The sequence below is a fragment of the Escherichia sp. 10290 genome (genome assembly GCF_030295155.1).
GTDB lineage: Bacteria > Pseudomonadota > Gammaproteobacteria > Enterobacterales > Enterobacteriaceae > Escherichia > Escherichia coli_F.
In genome coordinates, this window is the sequence record NZ_AP025741.1 from 5,163,602 (window position 1) to 5,185,520 (window position 21,919).

At 51.7% G+C, this 21,919-nt stretch carries 22 protein-coding genes; 20 read left to right on the forward strand and 2 right to left on the reverse strand.

All coding sequences use genetic code 11. The features are described from left to right. The first annotated feature begins 7 nt into the window (after window positions 1–7). From amiB to QUE74_RS25775, 20 genes are all read left to right on the forward strand, one after another. On the forward strand, window positions 8–1,345 hold the full coding sequence (gene amiB, locus QUE74_RS25675; protein ID WP_000990284.1) for an N-acetylmuramoyl-L-alanine amidase AmiB: 1,338 nt from the start codon (window positions 8–10) through the stop codon (window positions 1,343–1,345). Window positions 1,346–1,354: 9 nt separating this feature from the next. Beyond that, entirely contained in the window at window positions 1,355–3,202 is a 1,848-nt protein-coding gene (gene mutL, locus QUE74_RS25680) for a DNA mismatch repair endonuclease MutL (RefSeq protein WP_001355096.1), read from the forward strand. Next, the gene (gene miaA / locus QUE74_RS25685) at window positions 3,195–4,145 is read left to right on the forward strand and encodes a tRNA (adenosine(37)-N6)-dimethylallyltransferase MiaA (protein WP_001280345.1); all 951 of its coding nucleotides are present in this window, start codon (window positions 3,195–3,197) and stop codon (window positions 4,143–4,145) included. Before mutL ends, miaA begins: the two co-directional genes overlap by 8 nt. 85 nt (window positions 4,146–4,230) lie before the next feature. Beyond that, window positions 4,231–4,539 (forward strand): RNA chaperone Hfq, encoded by a 309-nt coding sequence (hfq, locus tag QUE74_RS25690; protein WP_001051883.1) that lies wholly within the window; start codon window positions 4,231–4,233, stop codon window positions 4,537–4,539. A 76-nt stretch (window positions 4,540–4,615) separates the two neighbouring features. Further along, window positions 4,616–5,896 carry a ribosome rescue GTPase HflX gene (gene hflX / locus QUE74_RS25695; RefSeq protein WP_000460360.1) on the forward strand — a complete coding sequence of 427 codons (1,281 nt, stop codon included), beginning with the start codon at window positions 4,616–4,618 and terminating at the stop codon, window positions 5,894–5,896. Window positions 5,897–5,981: 85 nt separating this feature from the next. Then, window positions 5,982–7,241 (forward strand): FtsH protease activity modulator HflK, encoded by a 1,260-nt coding sequence (gene hflK / locus QUE74_RS25700; RefSeq protein WP_000312477.1) that lies wholly within the window; start codon window positions 5,982–5,984, stop codon window positions 7,239–7,241. A 2-nt stretch (window positions 7,242–7,243) separates the two neighbouring features. After that, window positions 7,244–8,248 carry a protease modulator HflC gene (gene hflC / locus QUE74_RS25705; RefSeq protein WP_001232412.1) on the forward strand — a complete coding sequence of 335 codons (1,005 nt, stop codon included), beginning with the start codon at window positions 7,244–7,246 and terminating at the stop codon, window positions 8,246–8,248. 81 nt (window positions 8,249–8,329) lie between these two features. Then, entirely contained in the window at window positions 8,330–8,527 is a 198-nt protein-coding gene (locus QUE74_RS25710) for a DUF2065 domain-containing protein (protein ID WP_001089292.1), read from the forward strand. Window positions 8,528–8,630: 103 nt separating this feature from the next. Next, entirely contained in the window at window positions 8,631–9,929 is a 1,299-nt protein-coding gene (gene purA / locus QUE74_RS25715) for an adenylosuccinate synthase (protein ID WP_000527955.1), read from the forward strand. Between the two features lie 204 nt (window positions 9,930–10,133). After that, window positions 10,134–10,559 (forward strand): nitric oxide-sensing transcriptional repressor NsrR, encoded by a 426-nt coding sequence (gene nsrR / locus QUE74_RS25720; RefSeq protein ID WP_001177639.1) that lies wholly within the window; start codon window positions 10,134–10,136, stop codon window positions 10,557–10,559. Between the two features lie 38 nt (window positions 10,560–10,597). Next, window positions 10,598–13,039, forward strand: a complete 2,442-nt coding sequence (gene rnr / locus QUE74_RS25725; protein ID WP_286331876.1) for a ribonuclease R — start codon at window positions 10,598–10,600, stop codon at window positions 13,037–13,039. A 180-nt stretch (window positions 13,040–13,219) separates the two neighbouring features. Beyond that, a complete protein-coding gene (gene rlmB / locus QUE74_RS25735) occupies window positions 13,220–13,951 on the forward strand; it encodes a 23S rRNA (guanosine(2251)-2'-O)-methyltransferase RlmB (RefSeq protein ID WP_001293282.1) in 732 nt (243 codons plus the stop codon). A 126-nt stretch (window positions 13,952–14,077) separates the two neighbouring features. Continuing rightward, window positions 14,078–14,479 (forward strand): YjfI family protein, encoded by a 402-nt coding sequence (locus QUE74_RS25740; protein WP_000220118.1) that lies wholly within the window; start codon window positions 14,078–14,080, stop codon window positions 14,477–14,479. 18 nt (window positions 14,480–14,497) lie between these two features. After that, on the forward strand, window positions 14,498–15,196 hold the full coding sequence (locus tag QUE74_RS25745; protein ID WP_000511992.1) for a PspA/IM30 family protein: 699 nt from the start codon (window positions 14,498–14,500) through the stop codon (window positions 15,194–15,196). After that, window positions 15,196–16,266, forward strand: coding sequence for a potassium channel family protein (locus QUE74_RS25750; protein WP_000466339.1), 1,071 nt, complete (start codon window positions 15,196–15,198; stop codon window positions 16,264–16,266). Before QUE74_RS25745 ends, QUE74_RS25750 begins: the two co-directional genes overlap by 1 nt. Continuing rightward, window positions 16,263–16,922: a YjfK family protein gene (locus QUE74_RS25755; RefSeq protein WP_000200292.1), complete on the forward strand. Its 660-nt coding sequence runs from the start codon at window positions 16,263–16,265 to the stop codon at window positions 16,920–16,922. The genes QUE74_RS25750 and QUE74_RS25755 overlap by 4 nt, the downstream gene beginning before the upstream one ends. A 17-nt stretch (window positions 16,923–16,939) precedes the next feature. Further along, window positions 16,940–17,338: a DUF350 domain-containing protein gene (locus tag QUE74_RS25760; RefSeq protein WP_000547753.1), complete on the forward strand. Its 399-nt coding sequence runs from the start codon at window positions 16,940–16,942 to the stop codon at window positions 17,336–17,338. A 9-nt stretch (window positions 17,339–17,347) separates the two neighbouring features. Then, entirely contained in the window at window positions 17,348–17,986 is a 639-nt protein-coding gene (locus QUE74_RS25765; protein WP_000101673.1) for a DUF1190 domain-containing protein, read from the forward strand. Window positions 17,987–17,988: 2 nt separating this feature from the next. Beyond that, window positions 17,989–19,152, forward strand: a complete 1,164-nt coding sequence (locus QUE74_RS25770; RefSeq protein ID WP_000943973.1) for a glutathionylspermidine synthase family protein — start codon at window positions 17,989–17,991, stop codon at window positions 19,150–19,152. An 83-nt stretch (window positions 19,153–19,235) separates the two neighbouring features. Beyond that, the gene (locus QUE74_RS25775) at window positions 19,236–20,861 is read left to right on the forward strand and encodes an isovaleryl-CoA dehydrogenase (RefSeq protein ID WP_001355098.1); all 1,626 of its coding nucleotides are present in this window, start codon (window positions 19,236–19,238) and stop codon (window positions 20,859–20,861) included. A 149-nt stretch (window positions 20,862–21,010) separates the two neighbouring features. Here QUE74_RS25775 and yjfN read toward each other — a convergent pair whose 3' ends face one another. Both yjfN and bsmA read right to left on the reverse strand, forming a co-directional pair. Next, entirely contained in the window at window positions 21,011–21,286 is a 276-nt protein-coding gene (gene yjfN / locus QUE74_RS25780; protein ID WP_024166233.1) for a DUF1471 family protease activator YjfN, read from the reverse strand. Window positions 21,287–21,434: 148 nt separating this feature from the next. Next, window positions 21,435–21,764: a biofilm peroxide resistance protein BsmA gene (bsmA, locus tag QUE74_RS25785; protein ID WP_000254636.1), complete on the reverse strand. Its 330-nt coding sequence runs from the start codon at window positions 21,762–21,764 to the stop codon at window positions 21,435–21,437. Window positions 21,765–21,919 lie beyond the last annotated feature (155 nt).

Consider the following 21,919-nt stretch of genomic DNA (forward strand, 5'->3'; position numbering starts at 1 on the left):
TGGCGGGATGATGTATCGCATCAGAAATTGGTTGGTAGCGACGTTGCTGCTGCTGTGCGCGCAGGCTGGCGCCGCTACGCTCTCTGATATTCAGGTTTCTAACGGTAATCAACAGGCGCGAATAACATTGAGTTTTACTGGCGATCCTGATTACGCGTTTAGCCATCAAAACAAACGCACCGTGGCGCTCGATATCAAACAAACGGGCGTGATTCAGGGGCTACCGTTGTTGTTCAGCGGTAATAATCTGGTGAAGGCGATTCGCTCTGGAACGCCTAAAGATGCACAAACGCTACGGCTGGTGGTCGATCTCACCGAAAACGGTAAAACCGAAGCGGTGAAGCGGCAGAATGGTAGCAATTACACTGTCGTCTTTACGATTAACGCTGATGCGCCGCCACCGCCTCCACCGCCGCCAGTGGTTGCGAAGCGCGTTGAAACGCCTGCGGTTGTCGCACCGCGCGTCAGCGAACCGGCGCGCAATCCGTTTAAAACGGAAAGTAACCGCACTACGGGTGTTATCAGCAGTAATACGGTAACGCGTCCGGCAGCGCGCGCGACGGCTAACACAGGCGATAAAATTATCATCGCTATTGATGCCGGACACGGCGGTCAGGATCCTGGCGCTATCGGCCCTGGTGGTACGCGGGAGAAAAATGTCACCATCGCCATCGCACGTAAATTGCGTACTTTACTCAATGATGATCCGATGTTTAAGGGCGTTTTAACCCGTGACGGGGATTACTTTATCTCGGTAATGGGGCGCAGCGATGTGGCACGTAAGCAAAACGCCAATTTCCTCGTCTCGATTCACGCTGATGCCGCACCGAACCGCAGTGCGACTGGCGCTTCCGTATGGGTGCTCTCTAACCGTCGCGCCAACAGCGAAATGGCCAGCTGGCTGGAGCAGCATGAGAAACAGTCGGAGCTGCTGGGCGGAGCGGGCGATGTGCTGGCGAACAGTCAGTCTGACCCCTATTTAAGCCAGGCGGTGCTGGATTTACAGTTCGGTCATTCCCAGCGGGTAGGGTATGATGTGGCGACCAGTATGATCAGTCAGTTGCAACGCATCGGCGAAATTCATAAACGTCGACCAGAACATGCCAGCCTTGGCGTTCTGCGTTCGCCGGATATCCCATCAGTACTGGTCGAAACCGGTTTTATCAGCAACAACAGCGAAGAACGTTTGCTGGCGAGCGACGATTACCAACAACAGCTGGCAGAAGCCATTTACAAAGGCCTGCGCAATTATTTCCTTGCGCATCCGATGCAATCTGCGCCGCAGGGGGCAACGGCACAAACGGCCAGCACGGTGACGACGCCAGATCGCACGCTGCCAAACTAAGGATGATTGATGCCAATTCAGGTCTTACCGCCACAACTGGCGAACCAGATTGCCGCAGGTGAGGTGGTCGAGCGACCTGCGTCGGTAGTCAAAGAACTGGTGGAAAACAGCCTCGATGCGGGTGCGACGCGTATTGATATTGATATCGAACGCGGTGGGGCGAAACTTATCCGCATTCGTGATAACGGCTGCGGTATCAAAAAAGATGAACTGGCGCTGGCGCTGGCGCGTCATGCTACCAGTAAGATCGCCTCTCTGGACGATCTCGAAGCTATTATCAGCCTGGGGTTCCGCGGTGAGGCGCTGGCGAGTATCAGTTCAGTTTCCCGTCTGACGCTCACTTCGCGCACCGCAGAGCAGCAGGAGGCATGGCAAGCGTATGCCGAAGGGCGCGATATGGACGTGACGGTTAAACCGGCGGCGCATCCGGTGGGAACGACGCTGGAAGTGCTGGATCTGTTCTACAATACCCCGGCGCGGCGCAAATTCCTGCGTACCGAGAAAACCGAATTTAACCATATTGATGAAATCATCCGCCGCATTGCGCTGGCGCGTTTCGACGTCACTATCAATCTGTCGCATAACGGCAAAATAGTTCGCCAGTACCGCGCAGTGCCGGAAGGCGGGCAAAAAGAACGGCGTTTAGGCGCGATTTGCGGCACCGCTTTTCTCGAACATGCGCTGGCGATTGAATGGCAGCACGGCGATCTCACGCTGCGCGGTTGGGTGGCAGATCCAAACCACACCACGCCCACACTGGCAGAAATTCAGTATTGCTACGTGAATGGTCGCATGATGCGCGATCGCCTGATCAATCACGCGATCCGCCAGGCCTGTGAAGACAAACTGGGGGCCGATCAGCAACCGGCATTTGTGCTGTATCTGGAGATCGACCCACATCAGGTGGACGTCAACGTGCACCCTGCCAAACACGAAGTGCGTTTCCATCAGTCGCGTCTGGTGCATGACTTTATCTATCAGGGCGTGCTGAGCGTGCTACAACAGCAACTGGAAACGCCGCTACCGCTGGACGATGAACCACAACCCGCACCGCGCGCCATCCCGGAAAACCGCGTGGCGGCGGGGCGCAATCATTTTGCTGAACCGGCAGTTCGTGAGCCAGTAGCTCCGCGCTACACTCCTGCGCCCGCCTCAGGCAGTCGTCCGGCTGCCCCCTGGCCAAATGCGCAGCCAGGCTACCAGAAACAGCAAGGTGAAGTGTATCGCCAGCTTTTGCAAACGCCTGCGCCGATGCAAAAACCAAAAGCACCTGAACCGCAGGAGCCAGCGCTTGCGGCGAACAGTCAGAGTTTTGGTCGGGTACTGACTATCGTCCATTCCGACTGTGCGTTGCTGGAGCGCGACGGCAACATTTCACTTTTAGCCCTGCCAGTGGCAGAACGTTGGCTGCGTCAGGCGCAGTTGACGCCGGGTGAAACGCCAGTTTGCGCCCAGCCGTTGCTTATTCCGTTGCGGCTAAAAGTTTCTGGCGAAGAAAAATCGGCATTAGAAAAAGCGCAGTCTGCCCTGGCGGAATTGGGTATTGATTTCCAGTCCGATGCACAGTATGTGACCATCAGGGCCGTGCCTTTACCCTTACGCCAACAAAATTTACAAATCTTGATTCCTGAACTGATAGGCTACCTGGCGAAGCAGTCCGTATTCGAACCTGGCAATATTGCGCAGTGGATTGCACGAAATCTGATGAGCGAACATGCGCAGTGGTCAATGGCACAGGCCATCACCCTGCTGGCGGACGTGGAACGGTTATGTCCGCAACTTGTGAAAACGCCGCCGGGTGGTCTGTTACAATCTGTTGATTTACATCCGGCGATAAAAGCCCTGAAAGATGAGTGATATCAGTAAGGCGAGCCTGCCTAAGGCGATTTTTTTGATGGGGCCGACGGCCTCCGGTAAAACGGCGTTAGCCATTGAGCTGCGTAAAATTTTACCAGTAGAGTTGATAAGCGTTGATTCTGCCCTTATTTACAAAGGGATGGATATCGGGACGGCGAAGCCGAACGCTGAAGAGTTACTCGCCGCGCCGCACCGATTGCTGGATATTCGCGATCCGTCGCAGGCTTATTCGGCCGCTGATTTTCGCCGCGATGCGCTGGCGGAAATGGCCGATATCACCGCGGCGGGGCGGATCCCACTATTAGTGGGCGGTACGATGTTGTATTTCAAGGCATTGCTGGAAGGGTTGTCGCCGCTACCGTCGGCAGACCCCGAAGTACGGGCCAGAATTGAGCAACAGGCGGCAGAGCAAGGTTGGGAGTCATTGCATCGTCAACTTCAGGAGGTAGATCCGGTTGCGGCAGCAAGGATTCATCCAAATGATCCACAAAGGCTTTCCCGGGCACTGGAAGTTTTTTTCATTTCGGGTAAAACTTTAACGGAACTGACGCAAACGTCAGGAGACGCTCTACCGTATCAGGTGCATCAGTTCGCCATCGCCCCGGCGAGCCGTGAACTGCTCCATCAACGAATTGAGCAGCGTTTTCATCAGATGTTGGCTTCAGGTTTTGAAGCAGAAGTCCGGGCGCTTTTTGCCCGAGGAGATTTGCATACGGACTTGCCTTCCATTCGTTGTGTGGGTTATCGCCAGATGTGGTCTTACCTTGAAGGCGAAATCTCATACGATGAAATGGTTTATCGAGGTGTTTGCGCCACGAGACAGTTGGCGAAGCGGCAGATAACCTGGCTGCGTGGTTGGGAAGGGGTTCACTGGCTTGACAGTGAAAAACCAGAACAGGCGCGTGACGAAGTATTACAGGTTGTTGGTGCTATCGCAGGCTGAATGTGTACAATTGAGACGTATCGTGCGCAATTTTTTCAGAATCGAAAGGTTCAAAGTACAAATAAGCATATAAGGAAAAGAGAGAATGGCTAAGGGGCAATCTTTACAAGATCCGTTCCTGAACGCACTGCGTCGGGAACGTGTTCCAGTTTCTATTTATTTGGTGAATGGTATTAAGCTGCAAGGACAAATCGAGTCTTTTGATCAGTTCGTGATCCTGTTGAAAAACACGGTCAGCCAGATGGTTTACAAGCACGCGATTTCTACTGTTGTCCCGTCTCGCCCGGTTTCTCATCACAGTAACAACGCCGGTGGCGGTACCAGCAGTAACTACCATCATGGTAGCAGTGCGCAGAATACTTCCGCGCAACAGGACAGCGAAGAAACCGAATAAGGTTTCATGCTGTTTTTTTTACACGGGGAGCCAGCGATCCTGCGTTCCCCGCTGATCTATTTAGAGGGTTATACGCTTGTTTGACCGTTATGATGCTGGTGAGCAGGCGGTACTGGTACACATCTATTTTACGCAAGACAAAGATATGGAAGACCTCCAGGAGTTTGAATCTCTGGTCTCTTCCGCCGGTGTCGAAGCATTGCAGGTGATTACCGGTAGCCGTAAAGCGCCGCACCCAAAGTATTTTGTAGGTGAAGGTAAAGCAGTTGAAATTGCGGAAGCTGTCAAAGCGACGGGTGCTTCGGTCGTTCTTTTTGACCATGCCCTGAGCCCGGCGCAAGAGCGTAACCTGGAGCGTTTGTGCGAGTGTCGTGTTATCGACCGCACCGGCCTTATTTTAGATATTTTCGCCCAACGTGCGCGTACCCATGAGGGTAAGTTGCAGGTTGAGCTGGCGCAGTTGCGCCATCTGGCTACGCGCCTGGTGCGTGGCTGGACCCACCTTGAAAGACAGAAAGGCGGGATCGGTTTGCGTGGTCCGGGTGAAACCCAGCTCGAAACCGACCGTCGTTTGTTGCGTAATCGCATCGTGCAGATACAGTCGCGCCTGGAAAGAGTTGAAAAACAGCGTGAGCAGGGGCGGCAATCGCGTATCAAAGCCGACGTTCCTACTGTTTCGCTGGTGGGATATACCAACGCCGGTAAATCTACCCTTTTCAATCGCATCACCGAAGCGCGGGTCTATGCGGCAGACCAGTTGTTTGCCACCCTCGACCCGACGTTGCGGCGTATTGACGTCGCGGATGTCGGTGAAACCGTGCTGGCAGATACCGTAGGGTTTATTCGCCACCTGCCGCACGATCTGGTGGCGGCATTTAAAGCCACGTTACAAGAGACGCGGCAAGCCACATTGCTGCTGCACGTCATTGACGCGGCAGATGTGCGAGTACAAGAAAACATCGAAGCGGTGAATACGGTTCTTGAAGAGATCGATGCTCACGAGATCCCAACCCTGCTGGTGATGAACAAGATCGATATGCTGGAAGATTTTGAACCGCGTATTGATCGGGACGAAGAGAACAAACCGATCCGTGTCTGGCTTTCTGCGCAGACCGGAGCGGGGATACCACAGCTTTTTCAGGCTTTGACGGAGCGTCTTTCCGGCGAGGTGGCGCAGCATACATTGCGTCTGCCGCCGCAGGAAGGGCGTCTGAGAAGTCGTTTTTATCAGCTTCAGGCAATAGAAAAAGAGTGGATGGAGGAGGACGGCAGCGTAAGTCTGCAAGTTCGTATGCCGATCGTTGACTGGCGTCGCCTCTGCAAACAAGAACCGGCGTTGATCGATTACTTGATCTAACGGCGTAGCGTCTGAAGCGTGGAGTCATATCCTCTGGCGTCGAAAGACAACAGGGATCACCGCATAACAAATATGGAGCACAAACATGGCGTGGAATCAGCCCGGTAATAACGGACAAGACCGCGACCCGTGGGGAAGCAGCAAACCTGGCGGCAACTCTGAGGGAAATGGAAACAAAGGCGGTCGCGATCAAGGGCCACCTGATTTAGATGATATCTTCCGCAAACTGAGCAAAAAGCTCGGTGGTCTGGGCGGCGGTAAAGGCACCGGATCTGGCGGTGGTAATTCATCGCAAGGCCCGCGCCCGCAGCTTGGCGGTCGTGTCGTTACCATCGCAGCGGCAGCGATTGTCATTATTTGGGCGGCCAGTGGTTTCTACACCATTAAAGAAGCCGAACGCGGCGTGGTAACACGCTTTGGTAAATTCAGCCATCTGGTTGAGCCGGGTCTGAACTGGAAACCGACGTTTATCGACGAAGTCAAACCGGTGAACGTGGAAGCCGTGCGTGAACTGGCTGCTTCCGGTGTGATGCTGACGTCGGACGAAAACGTGGTGCGCGTTGAGATGAACGTACAGTACCGCGTCACCAATCCGGAAAAATATCTGTATAGCGTGACCAGTCCGGATGACAGCCTGCGTCAGGCTACCGACAGCGCCCTGCGTGGGGTTATCGGTAAATACACCATGGACCGCATTCTGACGGAAGGTCGTACCGTGATTCGTAGCGATACTCAGCGCGAACTGGAAGAGACGATTCGTCCGTATGACATGGGTATCACTCTGCTGGACGTCAACTTCCAGGCAGCTCGTCCGCCGGAAGAAGTAAAAGCGGCGTTTGACGATGCGATTGCCGCGCGTGAAAACGAACAGCAATACATTCGTGAAGCAGAAGCGTATACCAACGAAGTTCAGCCGCGTGCGAACGGTCAGGCGCAACGTATCCTCGAAGAGGCGCGTGCGTACAAGGCTCAGACTATCCTGGAAGCCCAGGGTGAAGTGGCACGCTTTGCTAAACTTCTGCCGGAATATAAAGCTGCGCCGGAAATTACCCGCGAGCGTCTGTATATCGAGACGATGGAAAAAGTGTTGGGCAACACCCGCAAAGTGCTGGTTAACGATAAAGGTGGCAACCTGATGGTTCTGCCGTTAGACCAGATGCTGAAAGGTGGCAATGCCCCTGCGGCGAAGAGCGATAACGGTGCCAGCAATCTGCTGCGTCTGCCGCCAGCCTCTTCCTCCACAACCAGTGGTGCAAGCAACACGTCGTCCACCAGTCAGGGCGATATTATGGACCAACGCCGCGCTAACGCGCAGCGTAACGACTACCAGCGTCAGGGGGAATAACGATGCGTAAGTCAGTTATCGCGATTATCATCATCGTGCTGGTAGTGCTTTACATGTCTGTCTTTGTCGTCAAAGAAGGTGAGCGCGGTATTACGCTGCGTTTTGGTAAGGTACTGCGTGACGATGACAACAAACCTCTGGTTTATGAGCCGGGTCTGCATTTCAAGATACCGTTCATTGAAACGGTGAAAATGCTTGATGCACGTATTCAGACCATGGACAACCAGGCCGACCGCTTTGTGACTAAAGAGAAGAAAGACCTGATCGTCGACTCTTACATCAAATGGCGCATCAGTGATTTTAGCCGTTACTACCTGGCAACGGGCGGTGGCGACATTTCGCAAGCGGAAGTGCTGTTGAAACGTAAGTTCTCTGACCGTCTGCGTTCTGAAATTGGTCGTCTGGATGTGAAAGACATCGTCACCGATTCTCGTGGTCGTCTGACCCTGGAAGTACGTGACGCGCTGAACTCCGGTTCTGCGGGTACAGAAGATGAAGTTACTACCCCGGCGGCAGATAACGCCATTGCCGAAGCGGCAGAGCGCGTAACGGCTGAGACGAAGGGTAAAGTACCGGTCATCAACCCGAACAGTATGGCGGCGCTGGGTATTGAAGTTGTCGATGTGCGTATCAAGCAGATCAACCTGCCGACCGAGGTGTCTGAAGCGATCTACAACCGTATGCGCGCCGAGCGTGAAGCGGTAGCACGTCGTCACCGTTCACAAGGTCAGGAAGAAGCGGAAAAACTGCGCGCGACTGCCGACTATGAAGTGACCAGAACGTTGGCAGAAGCTGAGCGTCAGGGCCGCATCATGCGTGGTGAAGGCGATGCAGAAGCAGCTAAACTGTTTGCTGATGCATTCAGTAAAGATCCGGACTTCTACGCATTCATCCGTAGCCTGCGTGCTTATGAGAACAGCTTCTCCGGCAATCAGGACGTGATGGTCATGAGCCCGGACAGCGATTTCTTCCGCTACATGAAGACGCCGACTTCCGCAACGCGTTAATATAACGACTGCGGTACAGGTCAATAAAGCCACCGCATCCTCAGGGATGTCGGTGGTTTTCTTTTTCTATAAGGATAATGAATGAATTCGACAATCTGGCTGGCGCTTGCCCTGGTTTTGGTGCTGGAAGGTTTAGGGCCGATGCTTTACCCGAAGGCATGGAAGAAGATGATCGCTGCGATGACCAATTTGCCCGATAATATTTTACGTCGTTTTGGCGGTGGACTTGTGGTTGCGGGCGTTGTGGTCTACTACATGTTGAGGAAAACGATTGGCTGAACAAAAAACAGACTGATCGAGGTCATTTTTGAGTGCAAAAAGTGCTGTAACTCTGAAAAAGCGATGGTAGAATCCATTTTTAAGCAAACGGTGATTTTGAAAAATGGGTAACAACGTCGTCGTACTGGGCACCCAATGGGGTGACGAAGGTAAAGGTAAGATCGTCGATCTTCTGACTGAACGGGCTAAATATGTTGTACGCTACCAGGGCGGTCACAACGCAGGCCATACTCTCGTAATCAACGGTGAAAAAACCGTTCTCCATCTTATTCCATCAGGTATTCTCCGCGAGAATGTAACCAGCATCATCGGTAACGGTGTTGTGCTGTCTCCGGCCGCGCTGATGAAAGAGATGAAAGAACTGGAAGACCGTGGCATCCCCGTTCGTGAGCGTCTGCTGCTGTCTGAAGCATGTCCGCTGATCCTTGATTATCACGTTGCGCTGGATAACGCGCGTGAGAAAGCGCGCGGCGCGAAAGCGATCGGCACCACGGGTCGTGGTATCGGGCCTGCTTATGAAGATAAAGTGGCACGTCGTGGTCTGCGTGTTGGCGACCTTTTCGACAAAGAAACCTTCGCTGAAAAACTGAAAGAAGTGATGGAATATCACAACTTCCAGTTGGTTAACTACTACAAAGCTGAAGCGGTTGATTACCAGAAAGTTCTGGATGATACGATGGCTGTTGCCGACATCCTGACTTCTATGGTGGTTGACGTTTCTGACCTGCTCGACCAGGCGCGTCAGCGTGGCGATTTCGTCATGTTCGAAGGTGCGCAGGGTACGCTGCTGGATATCGACCACGGTACTTATCCGTACGTAACTTCTTCCAACACCACTGCAGGTGGCGTGGCGACCGGTTCCGGCCTGGGCCCGCGTTATGTTGATTACGTTCTGGGTATCCTCAAAGCTTACTCCACTCGTGTAGGTGCAGGTCCGTTCCCGACCGAACTGTTTGATGAAACTGGTGAGTTCCTCTGCAAGCAGGGTAACGAATTCGGCGCAACTACGGGTCGTCGTCGTCGTACCGGCTGGCTGGACACCGTTGCCGTTCGTCGTGCGGTACAGCTGAACTCCCTGTCTGGCTTCTGCCTGACCAAACTGGACGTTCTGGATGGCCTGAAAGAGGTGAAACTCTGCGTGGCTTACCGTATGCCGGATGGTCGCGAAGTGACTACCACTCCGCTGGCAGCAGATGACTGGAAAGGTGTAGAGCCGATTTACGAAACCATGCCGGGCTGGTCTGAATCCACCTTCGGCGTGAAAGATCGTAGCGGTCTGCCGCAGGCGGCACTGAACTACATCAAGCGTATTGAAGAACTGACCGGTGTGCCGATCGATATCATCTCTACCGGCCCGGATCGTACTGAAACCATGATTCTGCGCGACCCGTTCGACGCGTAATTCTGGTACGCCTGGCAGATATTTTGCCTGCCGGGCTAACAGTGTGATACATTGCTGTGTCGGGTTAGCCATTATGCTATCCGACACAGTGTTAAATCCTCGCTTTTTTCCTTCCCCGAACTGAAATAAATTAGCGACACAGCTTGTGGCTGGTTTATCATCAATATAAATGTATTTTTTCCCGCTTTCCCTTTTGAGGTTGATGTGCAGTTAACGAGTTTCACTGATTACGGATTACGTGCGCTGATCTACATGGCGTCATTGCCAGAAGGGCGGATGACCAGTATTTCTGAAGTGACTGACGTCTACGGCGTCTCCCGTAATCATATGGTCAAAATAATCAATCAACTTAGTCGTGCCGGCTACGTGACTGCTGTTCGTGGAAAAAATGGCGGCATTCGTCTGGGTAAACCGGCGAGTGCGATACGTATTGGTGATGTGGTGCGCGAGCTGGAGCCCTTATCGCTGGTGAATTGCAGCAGTGAGTTTTGCCACATTACACCTGCCTGTCGGTTGAAACAGGCACTTTCTAAGGCCGTGCAAAGTTTTCTTACGGAACTGGATAACTACACGCTTGCCGATTTGGTTGAAGAGAATCAACCGCTTTATAAATTATTGCTGGTGGAGTGACGAAAATCTTCATCAGAGATGACAACGGAGGAACCGAGATGTCACAAGATCCTTTCCAGGAACGCGAAGCTGAAAAATACGCGAATCCCATCCCTAGTCGGGAATTTATCCTCGAACATTTAACCAAACGTGAAAAACCGGCCAGCCGTGATGAGCTGGCGGTAGAACTGCACATTGAAGGCGAAGAGCAGCTTGAAGGCCTGCGTCGCCGCCTGCGCGCGATGGAGCGCGATGGTCAACTGGTCTTTACTCGCCGTCAGTGCTATGCGCTGCCGGAACGCCTCGACCTGGTGAAAGGTACCGTTATTGGCCACCGTGATGGCTACGGCTTTCTGCGGGTTGAAGGACGTAAAGATGATTTGTATCTCTCCAGCGAGCAGATGAAAACATGCATTCATGGCGATCAGGTGCTGGCGCAGCCGCTGGGCGCTGACCGTAAAGGCCGCCGTGAAGCGCGTATTGTCCGCGTACTGGTGCCAAAAACCAGCCAGATTGTTGGTCGCTACTTTACCGAAGCGGGTGTCGGCTTTGTGGTTCCTGACGACAGTCGTTTGAGCTTCGATATCTTAATCCCGCCCGATCAGATCATGGGCGCGCGGATGGGCTTTGTGGTGGTGGTTGAACTGACCCAACGCCCGACTCGCCGTACCAAAGCAGTGGGTAAAATCGTCGAAGTGCTGGGCGATAATATGGGCACCGGCATGGCGGTTGATATCGCCCTGCGTACCCATGAAATTCCGTACATCTGGCCGCAGGCTGTTGAGCAACAGGTTGCCGGGCTGAAAGAAGAAGTGCCGGAAGAGGCGAAAGCTGGCCGTGTCGATCTGCGCGATTTACCGCTGGTCACCATTGATGGCGAAGACGCCCGTGACTTTGACGATGCAGTTTACTGCGAGAAAAAACGCGGCGGCGGCTGGCGTTTATGGGTCGCGATTGCCGACGTCAGCTACTATGTGCGTCCGCCAACGCCGCTGGACAGGGAAGCGCGTAACCGTGGCACGTCGGTGTACTTCCCTTCGCAGGTTATCCCGATGCTGCCGGAAGTGCTCTCTAACGGCCTGTGCTCGCTCAACCCGCAGGTAGACCGCCTGTGTATGGTGTGTGAGATGACCATTTCGTCGAAAGGTCGCCTGACGGGCTACAAATTCTATGAAGCGGTGATGAGCTCTCACGCGCGTCTGACCTACACCAAAGTCTGGCATATTCTGCAGGGCGATCAGGATCTGCGCGAGCAGTACTCCCCGCTGGTTAAGCACCTCGAAGAGCTGCATAACCTCTATAAAGTGCTGGATAAAGCCCGTGAAGAACGCGGCGGGATCTCGTTTGAGAGCGAAGAAGCGAAGTTCATTTTCAACGCTGAACGCCGTATTGAGCGTATCGAACAGACCCAGCGTAACGACGCACACAAGTTAATTGAAGAGTGCATGATTCTGGCGAATATCTCGGCGGCGCGTTTCGTTGAGAAGGCCAAAGAACCGGCACTGTTCCGTATTCACGACAAGCCGAGCACTGAAGCGATAACCTCTTTCCGTTCAGTGCTGGCGGAACTGGGGCTGGAATTGCCTGGCGGTAACAAGCCGGAACCGCGTGACTACGCGGAACTGCTGGAATCGGTTGCTGACCGTCCTGACGCAGAAATGCTGCAAACCATGCTGTTGCGCTCGATGAAACAAGCGATTTACGATCCGGAAAACCGCGCTCACTTCGGTCTGGCATTGCAGTCCTATGCGCACTTTACTTCGCCGATTCGTCGTTATCCTGATCTGACGCTACACCGCGCCATTAAGTATCTGCTGGCGAAAGAGCAGGGGCATCAGGGCAACACCACTGAAACCGGCGGCTACCATTATTCGATGGAAGAAATGCTGCAACTGGGTCAGCACTGTTCGATGGCGGAACGTCGTGCCGACGAAGCAACGCGCGATGTGGCTGACTGGCTGAAGTGTGACTTCATGCTCGACCAGGTAGGTAACGTCTTTAAAGGCGTGATTTCCAGCGTCACTGGTTTTGGCTTCTTTGTTCGCCTGGATGACTTGTTCATCGATGGTCTGGTCCATGTCTCTTCTCTGGACAATGACTACTATCGCTTTGACCAGGTAGGACAACGCCTGATGGGTGAATCCAGCGGCCAGACTTATCGCCTGGGCGATCGCGTGGAAGTGCGCGTCGAAGCGGTTAATATGGACGAGCGCAAAATCGACTTTAGCCTGATCTCCAGCGAACGCGCACCGCGCAACGTCGGTAAAACCGCGCGCGAGAAAGCGAAAAAAGGCGATGCAGGTAAAAAAGGTGGCAAGCGTCGCCAGGTCGGTAAAAAGGTAAACTTTGAGCCAGACAGCGCCTTCCGTGGCGAGAAAAAACCGAAGCCGAAAGCGGCGAAGAAAGACGCGAGAAAAGCGAAAAAGCCATCGGCGAAAACGCAGAAAATAGCCGCTGCAACTAAAGCGAAGCGTGCGGCGAAGAAAAAAGTGGCAGAGTGATCATTACCCCCTTCAAACAGAAGAGGGTCAGATTGCTGACAAAATGCGCTTTGTTCATGCCGGATGCGGCGTGAACGCCTTATCCGGCCTACATAATCACGCAAATTCAATACATTGCAGGGATCATGTAGGCCTGATAAGCGTAGCGCATCAGGCAAAACGTAAACAACGAGTACATTAATGAGTGAAATGATTTACGGCATCCACGCAGTGCAGGCCCTGCTGGAGCGCGCCCCTGAACGTTTTCAGGAAGTCTTTATTTTAAAAGGCCGTGAAGATAAACGTCTGTTGCCGCTGATTCACGCCCTTGAGTCCCAGGGCGTGGTTATCCAGCTGGCAAACCGCCAATATCTCGACGAGAAAAGCGACGGTGCCGTGCATCAGGGCATTATCGCCCGTGTGAAGCCAGGACGTCAGTATCAGGAAAACGATCTGCCGGATCTGATCGCTTCGCTCGATCAACCGTTCCTGCTGATCCTCGACGGTGTGACCGATCCGCACAACCTCGGCGCGTGCCTGCGCAGCGCGGACGCCGCTGGCGTTCATGCGGTGATTGTGCCGAAAGATCGCTCCGCACAGCTCAACGCCACGGCGAAAAAAGTGGCCTGCGGCGCGGCAGAAAGCGTTCCGCTGATTCGGGTGACTAACCTGGCGCGCACCATGCGTATGTTGCAGGAAGAGAATATTTGGATCGTCGGTACGGCAGGAGAGGCGGATCATACGCTCTATCAGAGCAAAATGACCGGACGGCTGGCACTGGTGATGGGCGCAGAAGGTGAAGGCATGCGTCGCCTGACCCGTGAACATTGCGATGAGTTGATCAGCATCCCAATGGCAGGAAGTGTTTCTTCGCTGAACGTTTCTGTGGCGACAGGCATTTGCTTATTTGAAGCGGTACGCCAGCGTAGCTAATTTCTCTGAATTATGAAAAACCATCCATATTTGGATGGTTTTTTTTTGTCTATAGCTGGTAAGATAATTACGTACTACAAATATTCATTTTATTAATATTTAAACTTAATTTATATGGAATAATATATGACATGGAATCCGTTGGCGCTGGCGACGGCGCTGCAAACTGTACCTGAACAAAATATTGATATAACAAATAATGAAAACGCATTAATTATTAAAATGAATGATTATGGCGATTTGCAAATCAATATTCTTTTTACTTCCCGCCAAATGATTATCGAAACCTTTATTTGTCCGGTAAGTAGTATCAGCAATCCAGATGAATTTAATACCTTCTTATTAAGAAATCAGAAGATGATGCCGTTGTCATCGGTAGGGATCTCCAGCGTGCAAGAGGAAGAGTATTACATTGTTTTCGGGGCGTTATCGCTTAAATCTTCTCTTGAAGATATCCTGCTGGAAATAACCACGCTGGTAGATAACGCTTTGGATCTTGCTGAAATTACAGAAGAATATTCACACTAATTACAAGGACAGGTATTTATGGGAATTTTAAAAACTTTATTTACGCTGGGTAAATCGGTGATCTCGCAAGCGGAAGAATCCATTGAAGAAGCACAGGGCGTTAGAATGCTTGAACAGCATATACGCGATGCCAAAGCAGAACTGGATAAGGCCGGTAAATCACGTGTCGATCTACTGGCAAGAGTGAAATTGAGCAACGATAAACTGAAAGATTTACGTGAGCGTAAAGCCAGTCTGGAAGCTCGCGCGCTGGAAGCGTTAAGCAAGAATGTTAATCCGTCGTTGATTAACGAAGTTGCTGAAGAAATCGCCCGTCTTGAGAATCTCATTACCGCTGAAGAGCAAGTGTTGTCGAATCTGGAGGTCTCTCGCGATGGTGTGGAAAAAGCGGTTACAGCGACAGCACAGCGTATCGCTCAATTTGAGCAACAAATGGAAGTCGTTAAAGCTACTGAAGCCATGCAGCGTGCACAACAGGCCGTAACGACCTCTACTGTTGGCGCATCTTCCAGCGTTTCGACAGCGGCAGAATCCTTAAAGCGTCTGCAAACGCGTCAGGCCGAACGTCAAGCTCGCCTGGATGCTGCCGCACAGCTGGAAAAAGTGGCAGATGGTCGCGATCTTGATGAAAAACTGGCGGAAGCCGGAATTGGCGGTAGCAACAAAAGTAGCGCCCAGGATGTATTAGCAAGACTGCAACGCCAACAGGGCGAGTAATGTTCTTCTCCTGGATCATTAAAACCTGCCGACGTCACCTTTCCAGGCTTACCTGGCCGGCATTGACTGGATTATTTACAGGACAGTATCTGTTTTGTTATCTGGTGTTAACTGCGTTGCATGAAGAGGCGTTGGTAGGTCAACTGAGTAATTTTATTTATTACTGCTCGGTTGTGGGATCAACGCTGGGGTTTGGTGATATCACACCCCAAACGGTTGGGGGACGTCTGTTCACAGCGCTCTGGCAGATTCCTGTGAGTGTTGGTTTATTTGGCGCTTTAATGGGAAAAGTCATTGCATTAGTGCAAGACATATTGGCGAAAGGAATGACGGGAATGGGCGACTACAGCAATTTGCGCAACCATATGCTGGTCATTGGATGGCGCGGGCATCAGACTGAAAAGATGATTTCATTATTGTTGTTTGATTCCCGAAGAGCATTTGGCCGGGTACTTTTGTGTGAGCGGGATGATATTCAACATCCGATGCCTGGAAATAATTGGGTCGATTTCATTCGTATTAGTAATTTTAATGATCCGCATGAACATACCCGCATGGGACTGGCAAATTGCCAAAGTGTCATCATCTTTTCGCAAACAGATGAGCAGACGTTCACGACCGCACTATCCCTGGCGGATTTTATTCCTGAAAGATGCCATATCGTCGCTTATCTGGAAGATGAACGCTACGCTCGTTTATTAGAGGTTCATTGTCAACGTATTGAAATAGTGCGAAATATTTCAGCAGAACAACTTTCCCGTTCAATACAAGATCCCGGTTCATCTCAATCAGTGGCATCGATTATGAATCCAATGCTGGGGGATACGGGGTTTGTTTTACCGATTCCTGAACGGGTTACCTCGATGCGTTATGGCGCATTGATGCATTATATGAAACTTCATCATGATGCCACCGTCCTGGGAATAAGCAGTTGTAAAAATGGTAGGGGAATGGAACTGAATCCAGTCATTGCAACGGAAGTTAAAGGCGGTATGTGGCTGCATCTTATTGGCAATAACCGTATTTTGGCTGAAGAAGTGGTATGGCAGGACATTGAGGGAAGCATATGACAAGTTTTTTCAAGCGTCTGTTTGGTAAGGATGATAAACCTGTAACCGCACGTGGCCCGCTGGGACTTCATCTCAATAGCGGCTTTACGCTCGACACGTTAGCGTTTCGTTTGCTGGAAGATGAATTGCTGATTGCGCTGCCGGGTGAAGAATTTACGGTAGCCGCTGTCAGCCACATCGATCTGGGCGGCGGTAGTCAGATTTTCCGCTACTACACTTCGGGCGATGAATTTCTGCAAATCAATACCACCGGCGGCGAAGATATTGATGACATTGATGATATAAAGCTCTTTGTCTATGAAGAGAGCTACGGTATCAGCAAAGAGAGCCACTGGCGCGAAGCGATCAACGCCAAAGCGATGGGGGCAATGACATTAAACTGGCAGGAAAAACGCTGGCAGCGATTTTTTAACAGCGAAGAACCGGGGAATATCGAACCCGTCTATATGCTGGAAAAAGTTGAAAATCAAAACCACGCCAAATGGGAAGTGCATAATTTTACCATGGGCTATGAACGGCAGGTGACCGAAGATACCTGTGAATATTTGCTGTTAAATGGTGAGGAATCTTTTAACGATCTCGGCGAGCCGGAGTGGTTATTTTCGCGCGCACTGGGTGTTGATATCCCACTGACATCACTTCATATTATTGGTTAATTACAAGGACGTTTACGATGCATATACTGGATTCACTTCTTGCCTTTAGCGCCTATTTTTTTATTGGCGTGGCTATGGTGATTATTTTTCTGTTTATCTACTCCAAAATTACACCGCACAACGAATGGCAGTTAATTAAAAACAATAATACCGCGGCGGCACTGGCGTTCAGTGGTACATTGTTGGGTTACGTGATCCCATTATCTAGTGCGGCAATCAATGCGGTGAGTATTCCGGATTATTTTGCCTGGGGCGGGATCGCACTGGTGATTCAGTTACTCGTTTTTGCTGGCGTCAGACTTTATATGCCAGCATTAAGCGAAAAAATTATTAATCACAATACCGCAGCAGGAATGTTTATGGGAACCGCCGCGCTGGCTGGCGGTATTTTTAACGCAGCTTGTATGACATGGTAATGGACGATCATGGCCAGAAAACGCAAATCAAGAAATAACAGTAAAATTGGTCACGGAGCGATCAGTCGCATTGGAAGACCTAATAATCCTTTTGAGCCGCGACGCAATCGCTACGCACAAAAATACTTAACGTTGGCGCTAATGGGCGGTGCAGCTTTTTTTGTATTGAAAGGTTGTGGCGATAGTGGTGATGTCGATAACGACGGTGACGGAACGTTTTACTCGACAGTGCAGGATTGTATTGATGACGGTAATAATTCAGATATCTGTGCTCATGGCTGGAACAATGCCAAAGCGGCATTTTATGCCGATGTTCCGAAGAATATGACTCAGCAGAATTGTCAGTCTAAGTACGAAAATTGCTACTACGACAATGTTGAACAGAGTTGGATCCCGGTCATTTCTGGATTTTTATTAAGCCGGGTTATTCGTAAAGATCGCGATGAGCCGTTCGTTTATAACAGCGGTGGATCCTCATTTGCTTCCCGCCCCGTCTGGCGCAATACTTCCGGTGATTACTCCTGGCGCTCCGGTTCTGGCAAAAAAGAGTCTTACTCCTCGGGCGGCTTTACCACCAGAAAAGCGTCAACTGTTTCTCGCGGCGGCTATGGTCGTTCTTCCAGCGCCCGTGGGCACTGGGGAGGCTAATCATGCTGAGACACAACGTTCCTGTACGACGGGATCTGGACCAGATCGCCGCCGACAACGGTTTCGACTTTCATATCATCGACAATGAAATCTATTGGGATGAGAGTCGGGCTTACCGCTTTACTCTGCGTCAGATAGAAGAGCAGATCGAAAAACCAACTGCGGAACTGCATCAGATGTGCCTTGAGGTGGTGGATCGTGCGGTTCAAGACGAAGAAATCCTGACGCAACTGGCGATCCCCCCGCTGTACTGGGATGTGATCGCTGAAAGCTGGCGCGCACGCGATCCTTCGCTGTATGGTCGGATGGATTTTGCCTGGTGTGGCAATGCGCCGGTGAAGCTGCTGGAGTACAACGCCGATACGCCAACCTCGTTGTATGAATCGGCTTATTTCCAGTGGCTGTGGCTGGAAGATGCGCGGCGTAGCGGCATTATTCCGCGTGATGCCGATCAGTACAATGCCATTCAGGAACGCCTGATTTCGCGTTTTAGCGAGCTTTACAGTCGGGAACCGTTTTATTTCTGCTGTTGTCAGGATACCGACGAAGACAGGAGTACTGTGCTGTACTTGCAGGACTGCGCTCAGCAGGCTGGGCAGGAGTCACGGTTTATCTACATTGAAGATCTCGGTTTGGGCGTCGGCGGTGTACTGACCGATCTTGATGATAATGTCATCCAGCGTGCATTTAAGCTGTATCCGCTGGAATGGATGATGCGTGACGATAACGGTCCTCTGCTGCGCAAGCGCCGCGAGCAATGGGTGGAGCCGTTATGGAAAAGTATCTTGAGCAACAAAGGGTTAATGCCGCTGCTTTGGCGCTTCTTTCCTGGTCATCCTAACCTACTTGCATCCTGGTTTGATGGCGAAAAACCGCAGATTGCCGCTGGCGAAAGCTATGTGCGTAAACCGATCTACTCACGCGAAGGCGGAAACGTCACCATTTTCGACGGTCAGAATAACGTCGTTGACCACGCTGAGGGTGATTACGCCGATGAACCGATGATCTATCAGGCGTTTCAACCTCTGCCGCGATTTGGCGATAGCTACACACTCATCGGTAGCTGGATTGTCGATGATGAAGCGTGCGGAATGGGAATCCGTGAAGATAACACGCTGATCACCAAAGACACCTCACGTTTCGTTCCGCATTACATTGCTGGGTAAGAATGTTTTAGCAATCTCTTTCTGTCAGGAATCCATGGCAGTGACCATACTAAGGGTGACTGCCATTGATGGAGGGAGACACAGTGCACTGGCAAACTCACACCGTTTTTAATCAACCTATACCATTAAATAACAGCAACTTATACCTGTCTGATGGCGCGCTCTGCGAAGCGGTAACGCGTGAAGGTGCTGGCTGGGATAGCGATTTTCTCGCCAGTATTGGTCAGCAGTTAGGAACGGCTGAATCTCTTGAACTGGGGCGGCTGGCGAATGTGAATCCGCCTGAATTATTGCGCTACGATGCGCAAGGACGCCGTCTGGACGATGTGCGTTTTCACCCCGCCTGGCACTTGCTGATGCAGGCGCTATGTACCAATCGGGTGCACAATCTTGCCTGGGAAGAAGACGCTCGCTCCGGCGCATTTGTGGCGCGCGCGGCGCGTTTTATGTTGCACGCACAGGTTGAGGCAGGGTCGTTATGTCCGATAACCATGACCTTTGCCGCCACGCCATTGCTGTTACAGATGTTACCCGCGCCGTTTCAGGACTGGACCACGCCGCTGTTGAGCGATCGCTACGATTCCCACTTATTGCCAGGTGGGCAAAAACGCGGTTTGTTGATTGGCATGGGCATGACGGAAAAGCAGGGCGGTTCCGATGTGATGAGCAACACTACCCGCGCAGAGCGTCTGGACGATGGCTCTTATCGGCTGGTGGGGCATAAATGGTTTTTCTCGGTGCCGCAAAGCGATGCGCATCTGGTGCTGGCGCAGACTACGGGCGGTTTGTCCTGCTTTTTTGTGCCGCGCTTTTTGCCTGACGGGCAACGCAACGCGATTCGCCTCGAGCGGCTGAAAGATAAGCTGGGTAATCGCTCTAACGCCAGCTGCGAAGTGGAGTTTCAGGATGCCATTGGCTGGTTGTTGGGGCAGGAAGGGGAAGGAGTTCGTCTGATCCTGAAAATGGGTGGGATGACGCGTTTTGATTGCGCCCTGGGTAGCCATGCCATGATGCGCCGTGCATTTTCGCTGGCGATTTATCATGCCCATCAACGCCATGTTTTTGGTAATCCATTGATCCAACAGCCTTTGATGCGTCATGTCTTAAGCCGCATGGCGCTCCAACTTGAAGGGCAAACAGCGTTGCTGTTTCGTCTTGCGCGAGCGTGGGATCGGCGTGCCGATGCCAAAGAAGCCCTGTGGGCGCGCTTATTTACGCCTGCGGCGAAATTTGTTATCTGCAAACGTGGCATTCCGTTTGTGGCTGAAGCGATGGAGGTGCTGGGCGGTATTGGCTATTGCGAAGAGAGCGAACTACCGCGACTTTATCGGGAAATGCCAGTGAACAGCATCTGGGAAGGTTCTGGCAATATTATGTGCCTCGATGTGCTGCGCGTTCTCAATAAGCAGGCTGGGGTATACGATTTGCTGACAGAAGCATTTGTGGAAGTGAAAGGACAGGATCGCTATTTTGATCGCGCGGTTCGTCGTTTGCAGCAGCAACTGCGTAAGCCAGCTGAAGAAATGGGGCGAGAGATTACTCGTCAGCTATTCCTGCTGGGTTGCGGCGCGCAAATGTTGAAATATGCCTCTCCGCCAATGGCGCAGGCGTGGTGTCAGATGATGTTTGATACGCGCGGCGGCGTGCGGTTGTCAGAGCAGATCCAGAATGATTTATTGCTGCGGGCGACGGGGGGAGTATGTTTATAAACGAGTCAGCCAGATGTGATGCTAGCGCGTCTTATAATGGCAACAGCAGCATTACGTGTTATCAACTAACACAATGAAATTTCAGGAACTGTTGGCCGGATAAGGCACAGGTGCCGCATCCGGCATTGTTCATTTGCTGTAGATGACACTCACGCATACAGGATCGCCTGTACGCGCCAGTTATCAGGCTGCTGGTCTTCGTACATGGTAATAATGCGGTACCATGATGCACCTTGTTCATCGGCCTTTAACGCCACGATACGTTCCACGTCCTGCGGATCCCCTGAAATATTGCTAACCGAGATCTGACCTATTTCATTCAGGCCCGTTACGCAGTCAGCACTGGCGAATTCTGCAGACTGTGCCGTGGTGCTCGCAGGATAAGTCACTAATTGCAGCGAGGGTGAGGCAAGTAATTGTTTCATCGTCAGCTCCATTTTTCGTTTCCCCACATGTTGCAGGGCATTCCATCGCGGTAATAAACGCCCGAGCTTCCAGCTGGTAATTTATTGTGCACAGGTAAACGCATAGGGACGCAAAGCAATGTAAAGCTGACTATGTAAGTTGTCTGATTTATTTACGGTACAAAATGGCTTGTGAATACCACTGTCCTGTCACGATGGTTTCGTCCACCATGACGACAACGTAATAATCAGCTTTTGCAGCGACAGCTTTCGCTCTGATTTCTGCTAATGCGTCATCCGGAGAACCCCGAACCATCGTGCTTACGCTACCTATTCGCTGTAACCCTTGCGTCTGGTCGCGGCGAATCTCTTGCGGATGGTCCGTTACTGGCGGTGCTGGCTGTGGCGTACCTTGCAGTGCGCTACAGGCACTTAACATCAACACCAATAATAAACTGGCAAACCGGTAAATAACGCTATTACGTTTCCTGCTAACCATAGTGTAGTGCCTTATTAATTTAACTTTGGGGGAATGTTCCCGAATTGTTACCTGGTACGCGATTTTCGAATGAAAACGTGATGAAAGCGTAACCCACATCTCAACATTATGAACTAATACCGCCAGCAGAAACTTGTGCTAAGGATTTCTTCATG